Origin of the sequence: Streptococcus sanguinis, assembly GCF_050234405.1 — a bacterium.
In the GTDB taxonomy this organism is placed as follows: Bacteria; Bacillota; Bacilli; order Lactobacillales; family Streptococcaceae; genus Streptococcus; species Streptococcus sanguinis_W.
In genome coordinates, this window is record NZ_CP092117.1 from 1,959,953 (window position 1) to 1,975,077 (window position 15,125).

A 15,125-nucleotide genomic window follows, 5' to 3' on the forward strand; every position below is an offset into this window, starting at 1 on the left:
TTATGACACATGTAATCAATTTGGATGGCGAACACCTTACTTTAGAAGACGTCATCGCAGTAGCTCGTCATGGAGCCACTTGCGAAATCGACCAAGAAGCTAAGAAAGCTGTAGAAGCTTCCCGCAAAATCGTGGATGATATCGTCCGCGAAAAGCGGGTCGTATACGGTGTTACAACTGGCTTTGGCTCTCTCTGCAATGTCAGCATCTCACCAGAAGATACGACTCAACTGCAAGAAAACCTAATCCGTACGCACTCTTCAGGCTACGGCGATCCCCTGCCTGAAGATGCAGTCCGTGCAATTATGCTAATCCGGATTAATTCCTTGGTCAAGGGCTATTCTGGTATCCGTCTCTCTACTGTCGAAAAGCTCCTGGAATTGCTCAATAAAGGCGTTGTCCCTTACATTCCAGAAAAAGGCTCTTTGGGAGCTTCTGGTGACTTGGCCCCGCTGGCTCACATGGTTCTGCCTATGTTAGGACTAGGCCGCGCTTACTATCAAGGCCAATTACTCTCTGGACAAGAAGCTTTGGACAAGGCTGGTATCGAGAAAATTGCTCTAGCAGCCAAGGAAGGGCTGGCGCTGATTAACGGAACGACTGTCCTGACAGGTATCGGAGCTCTGGCTACCTACGATGCCATCCAGCTGCTTAAACTGTCAGATGTCGCTGGCGCTCTTTCCATGGAAGTCCACAATGGTATTACCAGTCCTTTCGAAGAAGACCTGCATACCATTCGACCTCAAAGCGGACAGCTGGCTACAGCCCGCAATATCCGCAACCTTCTAGAAGGCAGTGGCAACACAACCGTAGCCACTCAACAGCGGGTCCAAGACCCATATACCCTGCGTTGTATTCCGCAGATTCATGGTGCCAGCAAGGACTCTATCGCTTATGTCAAGACCAAGGTTGAGATTGAAATCAACTCTGTTACAGACAACCCTATCATTACCAAAGAAGGTCATGTCATCTCAGGCGGTAACTTCCATGGAGAACCAATGGCACAGCCATTCGACTTCCTAGGCATCGCTATTTCTGAAATCGGAAATGTATCCGAGCGTCGTGTAGAACGTCTGGTCAACAGCCAACTGAGCAAGCTTCCATCATTCTTGGTCAAACACCCAGGACTCAACTCTGGCTTTATGATTACCCAGTACGCTTGTGCTTCGCTTGCTTCTGAGAACAAGGTCTTGTCTCATCCAGCCAGCGTAGACTCTATCCCATCTTGTGAAAACCAAGAAGACTTTGTCAGCATGGGAACTACTGCAGCACGTAAGGCAGCTGAAATTCTCAAGAATTCTCGCCGCATCGTGGCAACAGAAATCATGGCAGCCTGCCAAGCTCTGGATCTGAAACCAGAAAACCATGAACTTGGTAAAGGAACCAAGCCAGCCTACGACCTCTTCCGTCAGCATGTCCGCTTTATCGAGTTTGACAAGGACATCGAAATCTATGAAGAGCTCAACAAAGCTTCTGAGCTGATTGAAAACGAAGAATTCCTAGCAGCCGTTGAAAAGGCTGTAGACTTGAGCATTCAGTTCTAAAGCTGATGACTCTGTAAAAAAGCTAACCTAAGAAGCCCGCTCTCGTTCAGCTGGGCTTCTTTTCCCGCCAAAAGTCATTGACAGGCTTGGTGGAAACTCTTATAATAAAGTCGCAAGTATCGTTATGGAAAAGGATAAAATCATGTTAGAAGATTACTATCAGCTAGATAACAGCTACTATCATAAGAGACTGGATGATGATTTATATGCTGCCAAGTGGGGCATGGTTATTGAGTTTTTGGACTTAAATGACCCTAACTTAAGGCCCTTTGATGGCGTCAACTTTGCTTTGATTGGCTTCAAGAGTGACAAAGGGGTTTATATCAACCACGGCCGAGTGGGGGCTGTCGAAGGACCACAAGCTATCCGAACTCAGCTAGCCAAGCTTCCTTGGCATCTTGGTAGAAACGTCCGCGTCTTTGATGTTGGCGATATTGACGGGCCTAACCGCTCTCTGGAGCAGCTGCAGCAAAGCTTGGCTCGGGCAGTCAAACGCCTGCGAGAGCTCAATCTCCGGCCCATTGTCCTAGGAGGCGGCCACGAAACAGCCTACGGCCACTATCTGGGACTTAAGTCGTCACTAGCATCTGACCAAGACTTGGCCGTTATCAATATGGATGCCCACTTTGATTTGCGTCCCTATGACCAGACTGGTCCTAACTCTGGTACCGGTTTTCGCCAGATGTTCGATGACACTCTGGCTCAGAAGCAGGCCTTTAACTACCTTATCCTAGGGATTCAGGAGCATAATAACAATCTCTTTCTCTTTGACTTTGTGGCAAAATCCAAGGCTATCCAGTTTCTGACTGGAATGGATATGTACCAAATGGGTTACAAGGAAGTCTGTAAGGTGGTCGATACCTTTTTGGCCGGCAAGGAGCAGGTCTATTTGACCATTGATATTGACTGCTTTGCAGCTGGTGCAGCGCCTGGTGTCAGTGCCATTCAGTCGCTCGGTGTGGATCCCAATCTAGCGGTTCTGGTCTTCCAGCACATCGCTGCCTCAGGCAAGCTGATCGGCTTTGACATTGTCGAAGTCTCTCCACCTCACGATATAGACAACCATACAGCTAATCTGGCAGCCAGCTTTGTCTTTTACCTGACCCAAGTCTGGGCACAAGCACATGACTGATAGGCATTTAAAAACTTCATTAGAAACATCAAAAGAGGATGAATATTGCTTTCATCCTCTTTTATTGTGCGTTTAATGCCTGAGATAGGCCTTGGCGTAAGTTTTCTAATTCCTTTAGCTGGTGCCGATCTCTGTAGGGATTAAGCTGGCTTTTGGCCGTTTCATAGTAGGTCTCAAAGTCCTGATCCAGCAAGTCTTCAAAGTCTGCTTCCTGCAAGCTGCCAGTCAGCAGTCCATACTTAATCACAGCCATCAGATAGTAGATCAGCCCCTTGTCCCGCGGATTGCCATAGCGACTGATGAGGCTATCCTTTTTCCGCAGCAGATCAAGCACCGACTGGCAATCTCCCTTCACGCAGCCAATCAAGGCCAGATAAACTTCCAACTGGGTCTCTTTCCAAGGGAAGCTGAGAGATTTCAAGGCTGTTTTCGCCTTGAGGAAAATCCGCTCCGCCTGCTCATAATCTTTCATCTGATAGTAAGTCATACCCAAGCCGATATAGAAAGCAAAAATCGAAGGCTCTGCTGTTTTATTTTCCGTCAGCTTAATGGCCTCTTTTTGATGAGCCAGAGATGCCGTGAAATTCCCGCGAATCTGCTCAATCTCCGCCAAGTAGTCTAGAGCCGCTGCAATCTGAATCGAGTACTTGGAACGCAGCGAAGCCGTCAAGCTGAAACAATCAATAGACTGGTAGAGATGGTGAAGCGACTGCTCCTCATCTCCAATCATGAGATGATAGAGCCCCTTGAGTCGGAGGTTGATAGCAATGGCCTCGTGATTGTTGGCCTGGACCGAAGCATCCAGAGCCAGCTCCGTATAGTAGCGCATCTCAGGGATATTCTCCGTCTGGATACAGTAGTAAATCATCTGCCGATAGCCTTCTAGGAGAAAATCCATCTGCTGCAGCTCCTTGGCCGAAGCAATCACCTGCTGGATATTGTCCATCCCCTGCTGGTAATCCCCTGTCCGGATAGCATAGCGCCCTTCTAGATAGAGAAAGCGGAGAACCAATAGCTGAAAATCCTTGTGATTCTGGTGTTTTCTCTCTAAGCCCTCTATCTCCCGACGGATACGGTCAAACTGGTCTAAAACCGCTGACTGATTGCTATCATCCGTCTTTTCAATAAAGCCAAACTCCCGCGAGTAAATCGGAAAGAGCTCGTGATGAAACTTCAGAGTAGCCTCGAGATAATGCAGCTCGTACTCCAGAGACTTAATCGGCTGCTTGGACAGCTTGTAGTGATAGGCGATTTCATTGAGCAGCTGGGCATGATAGAGAGAGTCTCCCAGCTGGTCTTCCATACCTTGGGCAATCTGGTGATGCAGCATTCGCTTCTTGGCAAGCGATAAACGCTCATAGGCGTAGATTCTCAGAAGCTCCTGGCTGAACCACACTACCAATTCCTCGCCCTGCTCCTCTTCTATCAAGAGCTCCTTCTGTCCAAACTCCTCAGTGATTTCGACCACTTCTTCCATCGGCAGGCCTAATAGCCTGGCTAAGAGCGAAACCGATGCAGGACCCCTAAAGCAAGCCAGACAGTCCACCAACTCCTCCTCTTGACTGCTCAGGTAATCCAGCTTCAGAGACAGCTTAGCCTTGATGGCCGGGGTCAGCGGATGAAACTTCTCGCCTCGCAGGAGCTGCTCAGCGTATTCCGATAGGAAGAAAGGGATGCCTTGACTGACCCGATAAATATCCTCAAAGCCTTCTTCAGGTATGGCTAACTGACCTGTCTGGGCTTGCAAGTAAGCTGCACTATCCTTAAAATTCAGCGGCTGCAGCTCAATAAAGCCTAGCTTATTGCGAACCAGCAGGTGATTGAAAAAATGTTCCAAATAAGAAGGGGTGCTCAGATGCTTGGTCAGCACAAAGGCCACAGGATAGCCGGTCAAATGATTCATAACTTGCTCCAAGACAGCAACGCTGGCCTCATCCATCCAGTGACAGTCCTCAATTAAGATTATCAAAGCTTTTTTCTTAGAAATCTTCTGCAGAATATCCACCACAAACTGAGCCAGCTTGTCCGCATCCAACTGACGACCAGAAGTGCCGCCTGTCAAAATAGGAAAATAACTCTCCAAAATGACCTGCCACTGGCTGATAGAAAGAATCTGGTGCTGAATAACCAAGTCGCCCAGGCCGTCCAGCAAGCCACGCCAAGGCTGCAGCTCTGCCTTCATCTCTTCCTTAAAGCACTCAGCCATGACAATCTGGAAATACTTGGTCTGATTGGCCAGTACTTGACGAGTCACTGTCCGCTTTCCGATACCAGTACCACCGACTAGGACAAGAGCACGCGCCTCCTGAGTCTCTATCACCTTAGAAAAGTAAGATTCCAAGCGCTTGATTTCATCAACCCGCCCGAAAAAGTGGTCCGTATTGCGCAGAAACTGCTTAGTCTTGCGCTCGCTCCGGTCCTTGGCAAGCACCTCATGATATAGTTGCTGGATAGGTTCCGTAGGACTAATGCCCAGTTCCTTATCCAAAATATTGACCAATTTATAATAAGTCTCAATCACCTTACCAGGCCGATCATTATCCTGATAGAGCTTCATGAGCAGATGGTAGTTCTTCTCATCAAACTCATCAATGCTGATCAAGCGGCGCAAATTCCGCTCAGCCTCTTCCAAATCCAGCTGGTCTTTTTCTGTTTCCAGCTGTTGGTAGCAGGCTTGGATATAAAGCTGCTCATATCGCGTCCGCATCTTAGACACCCAGTAATCAAAGGCCTCACTGTCCTTGAGATAGAAGCCCTGCAGAAAATCCCCCTGATAGAGCGACAGATGCTCCGCAGGATGATCCGTGAAGCGTTCTACATCACTTTCAATCATACACTCGGGATTAAGCGACAGCACAGTCCGGTTGGGAGCGACAATCCATTCCCCACCTAGTAACTTGTTAGCTTGATAAATGGTATTGCGCAAATTCTTTTTGGCGGTCTGATTATCCTTGTTTTCCCAGAGGATTCCTGCAATCTCCTCCCGATTGACTGCTCCATTGATGTAAAGATAGTAAAGCAGAGCATTGATTTTGGCAAAAGGAAAAAAGACTTCCTCCTGATTGAGAAAGACACTCGGACTTCCCAGCAATTTCAACCTCAACAGATTTTTCGACATGCAAACGCCTCCAAGAAACCTTATAGAACTAATATAAACAAAAAGAGACAGTTTGGCAAGTAAAGTATTATACTAACCCTTAATTTCCAGTTTTTAAATTGGTTTTATTTAGGATTTTTTTGTTATACTAGGATGAAAATAAAATTTTAGAAAGTTACTTATGAAGAAAAATATTGTTCTTTTCATTTTTCTCCTTCTGAGCGCGATTGGCTTAGAATACGAGACACAAGCCTATACCACTGGCAGTATGTCAGGTACTTCCTATGGAATTGTCGGACTGTCAGCCCTCTTGGCTCTGCTCTATATCGTCCCTGCCCTACTCTTGATTCGCCAACTGGGTAAAAAATGGCAGACGCCTGCACTTAGCCTTGGGATAGCTCTGCTAGGCGGCCTTTTCATTTCAGGCTGGACCTCTGGCTTGGCCAACACCTATATCCACGAATGGGTCAGCACCAGCTTCCCAAATACTCTGCTCAGTGACCTAGAAAATGCCATCGCAGCTCCGCTGGTTGAAGAACCACTCAAGCTGTTGGCAGTTGCCTTCGCTGTCTATCTAGTCCCCGTCAAAAAGCTCAAATCCTTCTTGATGCTGGGTATAACGGCCGGCATGGGCTTTCAGATTAGCGAGGACTTCTCTTATATCCTCTCTGACCTGCCCGAAGGCTTCTCCTTCACTATCTCTGGTATCCTAGGCCGTATCACTGGCGGCGTCGCCTCTCACTGGCTCTACACCGCCCTAACCACTCTCGGTCTAGCTCTCATGCTACGCTATGCCAAAACTCAGAAAAATTATTTCCGAGTGGGGCTCCTCTACTTCCTAGCAGCCTTCGTTCTCCACTTCTTCTGGAACTCACCGCTGACTGCTATCGAAACGGATATCCCAATCATCGTACCAGCTATGACTGCTCTGGCTGTCTTTATCTTTTACCAAGCCTACCGAACAGCTCATAAAATTGACCAAGAAGAATTGGAAGTGGAATGATGCAAAAAAACGACCGTTAGGGTCGTTTTTTTTGGGGGTATTCAGGAATATTTTTTAACATTCTACATTTAAGACATACCAAGCAATTGCAAAAATCGGAATGACCTATTTTTAGAGATATCTACATAATCCCTTTGTCATACTCTAACATTCATTGTGCAAAACCACCTCTAATCCTCTTCTTTCCATGCTCTTTCCTTAAAGAAATGTTAACATTTTCTTAAAACTAACTTATATTAGGAAATTTTAAGCCGCAGTCTGTATACTTTCTACAAATCATCTAAGAAAGAGGTATGGATATGGATTATCTAGTGATTCCGGCCTATGAGCCTGATTATAATCTTATTAAGCTGATAAAAAAAATTCACCATAAAAGTGATTTTCATATCATTGTTATCGATGACGGCAGCTCTTCCAAATGCCAGATAGTCTTTGAACAGGCAGAGCAATACGCGACCGTGCTCCGTCATCAGGTCAATCAAGGCAAAGGGCAAGCGCTAAAAACTGCTTTTACCTTTATCCAGACACTGAAGAACTATGGAACGGTTGTAACAGCAGATGCGGATGGCCAGCACAAGGCCTGGGATATTTTCCGTGTAGCGAGCAAGGCTTCTGAAAATCCTAATCGGCTGATTCTGGGAGCACGCGCCTTTACTGGCAAGGTGCCCCTACGCAGCCGATTCGGTAATAGTCTGACTCGGGCTCTCTTCAAGCTTCAGACTGGCGTGGGTGTCTCCGATACTCAGACAGGCTTGCGAGCCTTTACGACCAACATGATTCCATTTATGCTAAAGGTAGAGGGGCAGCGCTATGAGTATGAAATGAACATGCTCTTAGAAGCCAGCAAGGAATATCCCATTTTGGAAGTGCCTATTGAGACGGTCTATATCAATGACAATCAAGGCTCGCACTTCCGGCCGATTCGGGATGGGCTCATGATTTATAAAAATATATTCAAATTTGCCCTGACTTCTCTCAGCAGCTTCGTCGTGGACTACATCGTCTACGCACTGGCTCTCTTATTTTTAACTGCTGTGCCAATCAGCCTGAGAATTCTTCTCGCAAATGGGATTGCCCGCGTAACCAGCTCAATCTTTAACTATTCGACCAATAAAAAGCTGGTCTTTAAGAACGACGACAGTATACTCAAGACAGGAACTGGCTATTTCAGCCTAGCTGTAGTGCTCTTTATCCTAGATACACTGCTGATTCGCCTCTTCTATGCTGTCTTTGGCCTCAATCTTCTGATTGTCAAAATCATTGTCGGCATCTTGCTCTTTACCGTCTCCTGGATGGTGCAAAAGAGATTTATTTTTAAGGAAAGGACACACACCGCATCATGAAATTTTTAAAGAAACGCTATGTCTACGCCTCCATTTTCGGGCTGCTTCTAATAGCTTCTTTCAGCTACTCCATGCTGAAAACCTTTGTCATCGCAGAGACCATTTCCACGGTTTCAAGCGCAAGTTCGTCATCCAATGCCGAGGCTGCCAGCAAGGCTGCCGAAACAGCAACTGTGACGGATACCAGCTATTCAGACGACAACATCTCGGTCACGCTAACTGAAAAGACCGTCAGCAACACCCAGGTCTACATCGCTGATGTGACCGTCAGCTCATCAGAATACCTGAAAACAGCCTTTGCCCAAAACACTTACGGAAACAATGTCACCGCCAAGACCTCAGAAACGGCCGCCAACAACAATGCCATCCTAGCGGTCAATGGTGACTACTATGGAGCCAATACGACTGGCTATGTCATCCGCAATGGCGTCGTCTACCGCGATACCGTCCGAGAAGACTCCAGCAATGGTGATTTGGCTATTTACAAAGACGGCTCCTTCAAGATTATCTATGAAGACCAAGTCTCTGCCGATCAACTGGTCAAAGACGGTGTGGTCAATCTCTTGGCCTTCGGCCCATCTCTTGTAGAAAATGGTGAGATTGCCGTTGATACCAACTCCGAAGTCGGCCAGTCTATGTCTTCCAATCCCCGGACTGCTATCGGTATCATTGATGAAAACCACTACATCATCATCGTTTCAGACGGACGCACCTCAGAAAGCGAGGGACTTTCCCTCTACCAGATGGCAGAAATCATGAAATCTTACGGTGTCAAGACCGCCTACAACCTTGATGGCGGCGGCTCCTCTACACTTTACTTTAACGGTCAGGTCATTAACAAACCTACCACCAACGGAAACACTATCTCAGAAAGGTCGGTGAGTGATATTGTCTACATCGGTTACTAATCCCAGCAAAAAGCGTTTTAGAAAAACAGCCCTTATCTACGCCCTATTAACTATTTTCTTCTTTGCTTTCAGCAGAATCTATGAATCCTTCAGCTTCGGCGAAACATCTAGCCATATGCACTATCTCTTCACCATTCCTCTGGTGGGTGGCATCCTCCTCCTGCTCTTTATGAAGGGCATCCCTAATCTCTCTCGGCTCAGCCTCAACCTCTGGAACTCAGCTGTAGCCATTATGACAGCCGGCATGCTCTTCCGTGGCATCGTCAACCTATCTGGTCGCTCAACGACGCTGGATATGCCCTACTGGTACGTAGGAGCAGCCTTTGCGGCTCTGGCACTACTCTCCATGGTCTTTACTCGAAGTGAGTGGAATAAAGAAATCCAGGCACAGCCAATACCCAGCAAAAAAGAAGATACAAAACTAAGTCGTCGTGAAACCTACAGCCAAGTATAAACCAAAAAACCTCAGAAAAATCTGAGGTTTTTATTCTAGTGATAATCATTCTGAGTCTTCATTCACATTCATACACACTACCCGTTAGCGGATCAATGACTTCTGCCAGCTTAAAGTGTCCCGGCTCATAATGGTAATGGCAGATGGCGCAGTTGCCAAAGCGCACCTTAGGATCCAAGGCTTGCGCTGCAATCTTGAGATAGAAGGCCCACATGGCACCGCCGTGGCTAACAGCTAAGACTGGCTCTGCTCCTGCCTGCTCCATGACCTCCGTCAGAGTGACCAGCATGCGTTCACCGACTTGGTCCACTCCTTCTCCACCATAAGGAACAAATAGGTCTTCAAATGAGGTGGCTCCTGGTCGAAATTTCGGCTGCAGGCGTTCAGGCTGGGCTTCAAAGAGACCAAAGTTCCATTCTTTAATGCCTTTAAGGCGAGTATAGTCGGTCCGACCGGAGACAAGTTCTAAAGTATCAGAAGCCCGCTCCTGGGTGGAGGAGTAGAGCTGACCAAAACGAATGCCCCGCTCTTGCAAATAAGCTCCTGCTTGCCGGGCTTGATCCTGCCCCAGTTCTGTCAAAGGAGAATCGCAAGCTCCCTGTACCAAGCCCTCTTGATTGAAAAAAGTCTGACCATGCCGCATCAAATATAAATCTTTCATTTTCCCTCCCATTCGCTAAAATCGTGGCCAATGGCCTCTTCTAGGTAAAATTGGTCATCTTCAAAAGTAAACTTCAAAATCCCGCAGTTGGTCATGTGACCTAGGTCATCCAGACGCCAGTTTTTCCGCCAAGCTCTGGCAAAATTGGCCATAGCCCCGCCATGGGAGACCATGAGCACAGACTGACCATCCGTCTCTTGCATGAGCTGGAGAATGGTCGCTGCCATACGCTCCTGCACCTGATCTTGTGATTCACCGCCATAGGTCACAAAGAAATCTCCATAGGGCAGGGGCGGATTAAGATCCTCGCTTTCCCCTTCAAAGGTCCCGAAGTTCCACTCCTTGAGTCCCTTGACACGCTTATAGGGAAGCTTCCCGTCTGTTACCAATTCCAAGGTATCACAGGCCCGCTCTTGAGTAGAACTATAAGCATCATCAAATGTAATACCGGCATCCTTAAAATATTGCCCTGCCACCTTGGCCTGATAGATGCCAAAATCAGTCAGAGGAGCATCACACCAGCCCTGCACCTTGTGGCGCAGGTTGAAAAGCGTTTGGCCATGCCGCATCAGATAAAGAGTTTTTGCCATCATTCACATCTCCTTTAGATGAGTTCTAACTTTTCAAAGGCCTTGTAGAGACCATCTTGGCTGACCGAATCTGTCACCAGATCGGCCATGGCCTTGATTTCCGCTCCGCCATTTCCCATAGCAACTCCGACCTGACAATAGTCTAGCATAGGAATATCAACCTTGGCATCCCCGAAAGCCAGAGTATCTGCCCTGTCAGCATGAAGATGCTTCAGCAGAACCTCAATGGCATGCGCCTTGGTAATATCTTTGACTCCTAAGTCACCAAAGAGAGCATGCTCGCCCTTGCCACCCCACGTACCTGCCTTGAGCTCAGGAAAAGCCCGTTTGGAGTCCAGATGGTCTTGATAGCTTCTGAGAATAAAGCTGACTTTGTTCAGGTCGTCCCGGTAGATCTCCCCACCATAAACTAGGCCATGAAGAGCTTCTTCAGCCTCTATATTTACTACTTTTTCTGGATTGACACCTTTTCCAAGTACATAGGTCCGAAGCACTGGTCGTGCTGCTTCGCGGAAGCCCCTGCTTGCAAATAGACCGTTATTACTCTCTAGGTAAAACTCTAGCCCCCGCTCCTGAAGCCAGTCGACTAGCCTTTTAGCGACATCTCGCGGAATCAGTTGGTGCAGAATAACCTCCCCCTCATGCTCCACATAGGAGCCGTTGCCCCCAATCATGCCATCAAAGCCAATATCCCAAATTTCCGGCGGCATCTCAGCCTTGCTACGACCTGTGCAGACATAGACCAGATGGCCCTTTTCCCGTGCCTTGCGAATGGCGACCATAGCAGACTCCGGTATATGATTATCATAGTTGATGATGGTCCCATCCACGTCCAGAAAGATGATTTTTCTCGTCATAAATCCCCCTCTTCCTCATGTTCTTCCTCGCATTTGCCGAATGCTTTCTTCAATTTTTACAAATTCTCTCACTCTACCTCAGCTTGCTTTTACTAAAGTCCATTCTATTATACACCTTTTTGAAAGCCTCTTCCTATAGAATTATCAGAGATACTGGTACTATCCTTTCTTTATTCAGAGAAAAAAAGAAGAAGGACAGCTTTTAATCAGCTTGTTCCTTCTGCTCTTTTTATTTCCTAGCTTATCTACTCATCCTCTGCTTCAAACAGCCAAAGTTTTGAATCAAAGTCATAGCTTGGCTCTTGCTTAGAGTCCTCCAAAAGCTGACCGCTGGAAGCGTCCGTGGTGACCAGCCCAACTCGCATAAGCTCAGCCCCCATATAGGCATGCCCCTCTAGCCGATAGACCTTATCCACAGCCAGTCCTTTTAGTTGCAAACGCTGATGAGAGCGATTGACTTGATTGAGGACCTTGAAAGTGCCTAAAAGTGCAGTATTCTGATCCTGACTAACAACCATCCAAGCTGTCTGCCCATCTCCCTTAAATGGCGACTGCAGTCGATAAAAAGTTCCATTATGAATCAGATCTCGATGGCGCTTGTAAAAAGCTATCTGTTCCCTGACCTCAGCCAATTCTTCTGGACTTAGCTGATTAAGGTCCAGCTCATAGCCAAAGGAACCGAAAAAGGCGACATTCCCCCGCGTCTTCAACGGAGTCAGACGATTGGTCTGGTGATTGGGCACGATGGAGACATGGGCTCCCATGGATGAAAGCGGATAGAGAAGACTGGTTCCATACTGGATTTTCAAGCGCTCAATCGCATCTGAGTCATCACTGGTCCAAGCTTGAGGAGCATAGTAGAGCATACCTGGATCAAAGCGGCCTCCACCCGAAGAGCAGGACTCAAATAACAATCTCGGATAGCGACTAATCAAACGCTCATACAAGTCATAAACACCCAAGATATAGCGGTGAAAAATCTCTCCTTGCTGATCAGCTGGCCAGGCAGCTGAGAAGACATCCGTCAGAGGGCGATTCATATCCCATTTGATATAATCCAGCTGCGCTTCCTCGATAACCGCCGACAGACGCTCAAAAATCTCATCCACTACTTCCGACCGAGAATAGTCCAAAACAAACTGGTTCCGACCATGGTGGGGCTGTCTATCTGGCACTGCCAGCAGCCAGTCAGGATGAGCTCGATAGAGTTGGCTGTCCTTATTGACCATTTCCGGCTCAAACCAAAGACCAAACCTCATGCCCAAACCGTGAATTCGCTCTGCTAGCGAGCCCAGACCCCGCGGTAGCCTTTCTGGATTGACAAACCAATCACCCAGCCCAGCGCGGTCATTAGTCCGCTGGCCAAACCAGCCGTCATCTAGCACAAAGAGCTCAACTCCTACTTGCTGAGCCTTTTCAGCAAGATCCAGCAGCTGATTCTCACTAAAGTCAAAATAGGTAGCTTCCCAGTTATTGATGAGAACAGGACGCGCTCGCTCGCGCCAGTAACCCCTAGCTAGTCGTCGACGAAATAGCTGATGAAAGGCTTGACTCATGCCGTTGAGGCCCTGTTCAGAATATACCAGCAGAGCTTCTGGACTGGTAAAGGACTGGCCCGCAGCCAGCTTCCACTCAAAACCGAAAGGATTGATGCCTAGCTGCAGCCGTGTCACATCATAGGTGTCCACCTCAGCCTGAATGAGAAAATTACCTGAATACACCAAGGCCGCTCCTAGCACTGGACCTGAAAATTCAGTCGTTTCCGGTCGCTTAAGAGCTACAAAGGGATTATGGTGAGGACTGGAAATGCCGCGGGTTGACTCAATAGACTGAATCCCCTGCTGAAGCGGGCGCTCCTTGATATGGCGTTCCCGAGCCCATGCTCCTGATAGCTGCAGCCAGTCATAGTCAGCATCTGGCAGATCCAGCGATAGACTAGCTAGGGATTCCAAATAGCAAGTTCCCCTGCCTTGATTAATCACTTTGCTGGAGCGAGCGATAACAGGCCAATCAGCAAAAATCGTATAAAACAGCTGAACTTCCACCTCTGTCAACGCATCTCGCAGGGTCAAGATAAGAGTCTTAGCCTCCATTTGAGCCTCAGTATAAGTAGCTGGCAGCCCCTCTAAAGCTGGCTTACCATCTAGCATCTGATGACTGACATAGACAAAATCAGTAATACGCGAGCCATTTTCCTGCCGCAGACAGATAGCGGGATGACGAAAATCTGTCGTGCCGTATTCTGGAAATTCCTGCCGCACGTGCTCCAAAGAATAGCGTAAATCTCCTTCTTTCCTATAGGTCGTCATGGGCCGATACTGCAACTCCACCAGATAAGAATAATCCCGCTCCGGTACAGCCACACCGTAGTAAAGCTGCAAGAGTTTACCATCCTCCAAAACCCGAAAGATATAAGAAATCTCGCCATTAGTCAGATGAAATTGCCTGCACTCTTCCTTAAACAAAATACTCGCCTTATTCATGACTTTCTCCTTTCACAGTCTGCAATCAAACTTCCACTTTCATTATAAAAAAGGCCACCCCTTTTGGTAAGCCTTTCTTTCTAGTATTATTTATCCAAATGTGACTTTTTACAGCTCCTGCCCCAGATGAGAGCTAGCCTTGCGAAAATTCAAAGGCGACTGGCCGCGCGCCTTCTTGAAGGCTTTTGAAAAGCTCTGTGTTCCGGCAAAACCTGTCTTACTGGCAATCTCTTCCACCGAAAGCTGACTGCTCGTCAGCAGATCAGCTGCCATATTGAGTCGCAAGTCATTGCTGTACTCCTTAATCCCTTTTCCTACTTCATCCTTGAAAAGCCGAGATAGGTAGGAAGGGTGCAGCGCCAATTTCTGCGCCAACTCCTGCACAGATAAACTTTCTGGCAGATGACTGCTCAGTAGTTCCAAGACCTGCTGGACATAAGGATTGACCCGACGGCTTTCCGTGATTAAAGAGGTCTGCTTGAGACGCTGGGACAAGAGCTCTAAGAAGCGATAAGCTTGCCTTTGCAGAGTCAGTTCAGCTGTTATTCCGCTGCCCTCGTAAGCCAGACTTTCAAAGACCAAAGCCTTAAATTCCTGCAAAGAACTCAGCTCAAAAGACCACTGACCCGACTGTAAACCCAGAGCCTGCAGGTACTGGGGTAAGAGACATCCACCCAGTCCCATCCAGACATAAGACCAAGGCTCTTCTCCATCAGCCTGATAAAAGACCGATTGACCTGGCGGCACCACAAAGCCCTGCCCTTCCTGCAAATCATAGCGCTGATTGCCAACGGAGTATGTCCCCCGTCCCTCCAGTACGATATGAATGACATAAACATCCCGGACAGCCGGCCCAAAGCTATGATGGGCTTCCGTTTTTGAATAACCACAGAAGGCAAAAAAACAATCTTCTTGGCCAAACTGCATAGACTTAACCAAGGTCAGCGAATGCTCCATCAGCTTCTCCTTAGATTTGGATAATTTTTTTATCCTTATTATAAAACAAAAACCACTAAACAGCAAATGAAGCTGATTAGTGGTTTCTTCATTCAT

General features: G+C 47.5%; 12 protein-coding genes. 6 read left to right on the forward strand and 6 right to left on the reverse strand.

Annotated features, from left to right (window positions below; all coding sequences use genetic code 11):
* Nucleotides 1-2: 2 nt before the first annotated feature.
* On the forward strand, nucleotides 3-1,544 hold the full coding sequence (gene hutH / locus MFP28_RS09540; RefSeq protein ID WP_032916282.1) for a histidine ammonia-lyase: 1,542 nt from the start codon (nucleotides 3-5) through the stop codon (nucleotides 1,542-1,544).
* 142 nt (nucleotides 1,545-1,686) lie between these two features.
* The gene (hutG, locus tag MFP28_RS09545; protein WP_125336415.1) at nucleotides 1,687-2,676 is read left to right on the forward strand and encodes a formimidoylglutamase; all 990 of its coding nucleotides are present in this window, start codon (nucleotides 1,687-1,689) and stop codon (nucleotides 2,674-2,676) included.
* 61 nt (nucleotides 2,677-2,737) lie between these two features.
* On the opposite strand, the gene MFP28_RS09550 is transcribed toward hutG, so the two are convergent.
* The gene (locus MFP28_RS09550; protein ID WP_002907230.1) at nucleotides 2,738-5,794 is read right to left on the reverse strand and encodes an AAA family ATPase; all 3,057 of its coding nucleotides are present in this window, start codon (nucleotides 5,792-5,794) and stop codon (nucleotides 2,738-2,740) included.
* 160 nt (nucleotides 5,795-5,954) lie between these two features.
* Between MFP28_RS09550 and MFP28_RS09555 the strand changes: the two genes are divergently transcribed.
* The 4 genes from MFP28_RS09555 (at nucleotide 5,955) to MFP28_RS09570 (ending at nucleotide 9,481) form a co-directional block, all read left to right on the forward strand.
* Nucleotides 5,955-6,776: a PrsW family intramembrane metalloprotease gene (locus tag MFP28_RS09555; RefSeq protein ID WP_002907231.1), complete on the forward strand. Its 822-nt coding sequence runs from the start codon at nucleotides 5,955-5,957 to the stop codon at nucleotides 6,774-6,776.
* 293 nt (nucleotides 6,777-7,069) lie between these two features.
* Nucleotides 7,070-8,119, forward strand: a complete 1,050-nt coding sequence (locus MFP28_RS09560; protein ID WP_002907232.1) for a bifunctional glycosyltransferase family 2/GtrA family protein — start codon at nucleotides 7,070-7,072, stop codon at nucleotides 8,117-8,119.
* The gene (locus tag MFP28_RS09565; RefSeq protein WP_002907233.1) at nucleotides 8,116-9,027 is read left to right on the forward strand and encodes a phosphodiester glycosidase family protein; all 912 of its coding nucleotides are present in this window, start codon (nucleotides 8,116-8,118) and stop codon (nucleotides 9,025-9,027) included. The genes MFP28_RS09560 and MFP28_RS09565 overlap by 4 nt, the downstream gene beginning before the upstream one ends.
* Nucleotides 9,008-9,481: a hypothetical protein gene (locus MFP28_RS09570; protein WP_002923265.1), complete on the forward strand. Its 474-nt coding sequence runs from the start codon at nucleotides 9,008-9,010 to the stop codon at nucleotides 9,479-9,481. Before MFP28_RS09565 ends, MFP28_RS09570 begins: the two co-directional genes overlap by 20 nt.
* Nucleotides 9,482-9,539: 58 nt before the next feature.
* Here the strand turns inward: MFP28_RS09570 and MFP28_RS09575 are convergent, their stop codons facing one another.
* The 5 genes from MFP28_RS09575 to MFP28_RS09595 all read right to left on the reverse strand — a co-directional run bounded on the left by MFP28_RS09575 (nucleotide 9,540) and on the right by MFP28_RS09595 (nucleotide 15,125).
* Complete coding sequence (locus MFP28_RS09575) at nucleotides 9,540-10,142, reverse strand: histidine phosphatase family protein (RefSeq protein WP_002919643.1); 603 nt, start codon at nucleotides 10,140-10,142, stop codon at nucleotides 9,540-9,542.
* Nucleotides 10,139-10,735 carry a histidine phosphatase family protein gene (locus MFP28_RS09580; RefSeq protein WP_002907237.1) on the reverse strand — a complete coding sequence of 199 codons (597 nt, stop codon included), beginning with the start codon at nucleotides 10,733-10,735 and terminating at the stop codon, nucleotides 10,139-10,141. Before MFP28_RS09580 ends, MFP28_RS09575 begins: the two co-directional genes overlap by 4 nt.
* 11 nt (nucleotides 10,736-10,746) lie before the next feature.
* On the reverse strand, nucleotides 10,747-11,589 hold the full coding sequence (locus tag MFP28_RS09585; RefSeq protein ID WP_002907238.1) for a Cof-type HAD-IIB family hydrolase: 843 nt from the start codon (nucleotides 11,587-11,589) through the stop codon (nucleotides 10,747-10,749).
* Between the two features lie 245 nt (nucleotides 11,590-11,834).
* Entirely contained in the window at nucleotides 11,835-14,072 is a 2,238-nt protein-coding gene (locus MFP28_RS09590) for an alpha-galactosidase (RefSeq protein ID WP_002907239.1), read from the reverse strand.
* Nucleotides 14,073-14,180: 108 nt separating this feature from the next.
* Entirely contained in the window at nucleotides 14,181-15,125 is a 945-nt protein-coding gene (locus tag MFP28_RS09595; RefSeq protein WP_032916287.1) for an AraC family transcriptional regulator, read from the reverse strand.

Coding starts and splice junctions, on each gene's coding strand:
- hutH (WP_032916282.1), top strand. CDS start 3: ATGACACATGTAATCAATTTGGATGGCGAACACCTTACTTTAGAAGAC.
- MFP28_RS09555 (WP_002907231.1), top strand. CDS start 5,955: ATGAAGAAAAATATTGTTCTTTTCATTTTTCTCCTTCTGAGCGCGATT.
- MFP28_RS09560 (WP_002907232.1), top strand. CDS start 7,070: ATGGATATGGATTATCTAGTGATTCCGGCCTATGAGCCTGATTATAAT.
- MFP28_RS09565 (WP_002907233.1), top strand. CDS start 8,116: ATGAAATTTTTAAAGAAACGCTATGTCTACGCCTCCATTTTCGGGCTG.
- MFP28_RS09550 (WP_002907230.1), bottom strand. CDS start 5,794: ATGTCGAAAAATCTGTTGAGGTTGAAATTGCTGGGAAGTCCGAGTGTC.
- hutG (WP_125336415.1), top strand. CDS start 1,687: ATGTTAGAAGATTACTATCAGCTAGATAACAGCTACTATCATAAGAGA.
- MFP28_RS09585 (WP_002907238.1), bottom strand. CDS start 11,589: ATGACGAGAAAAATCATCTTTCTGGACGTGGATGGGACCATCATCAAC.
- MFP28_RS09580 (WP_002907237.1), bottom strand. CDS start 10,735: ATGATGGCAAAAACTCTTTATCTGATGCGGCATGGCCAAACGCTTTTC.
- MFP28_RS09575 (WP_002919643.1), bottom strand. CDS start 10,142: ATGAAAGATTTATATTTGATGCGGCATGGTCAGACTTTTTTCAATCAA.
- MFP28_RS09590 (WP_002907239.1), bottom strand. CDS start 14,072: ATGAATAAGGCGAGTATTTTGTTTAAGGAAGAGTGCAGGCAATTTCAT.
- MFP28_RS09595 (WP_032916287.1), bottom strand. CDS start 15,125: ATGAATGAAGAAACCACTAATCAGCTTCATTTGCTGTTTAGTGGTTTT.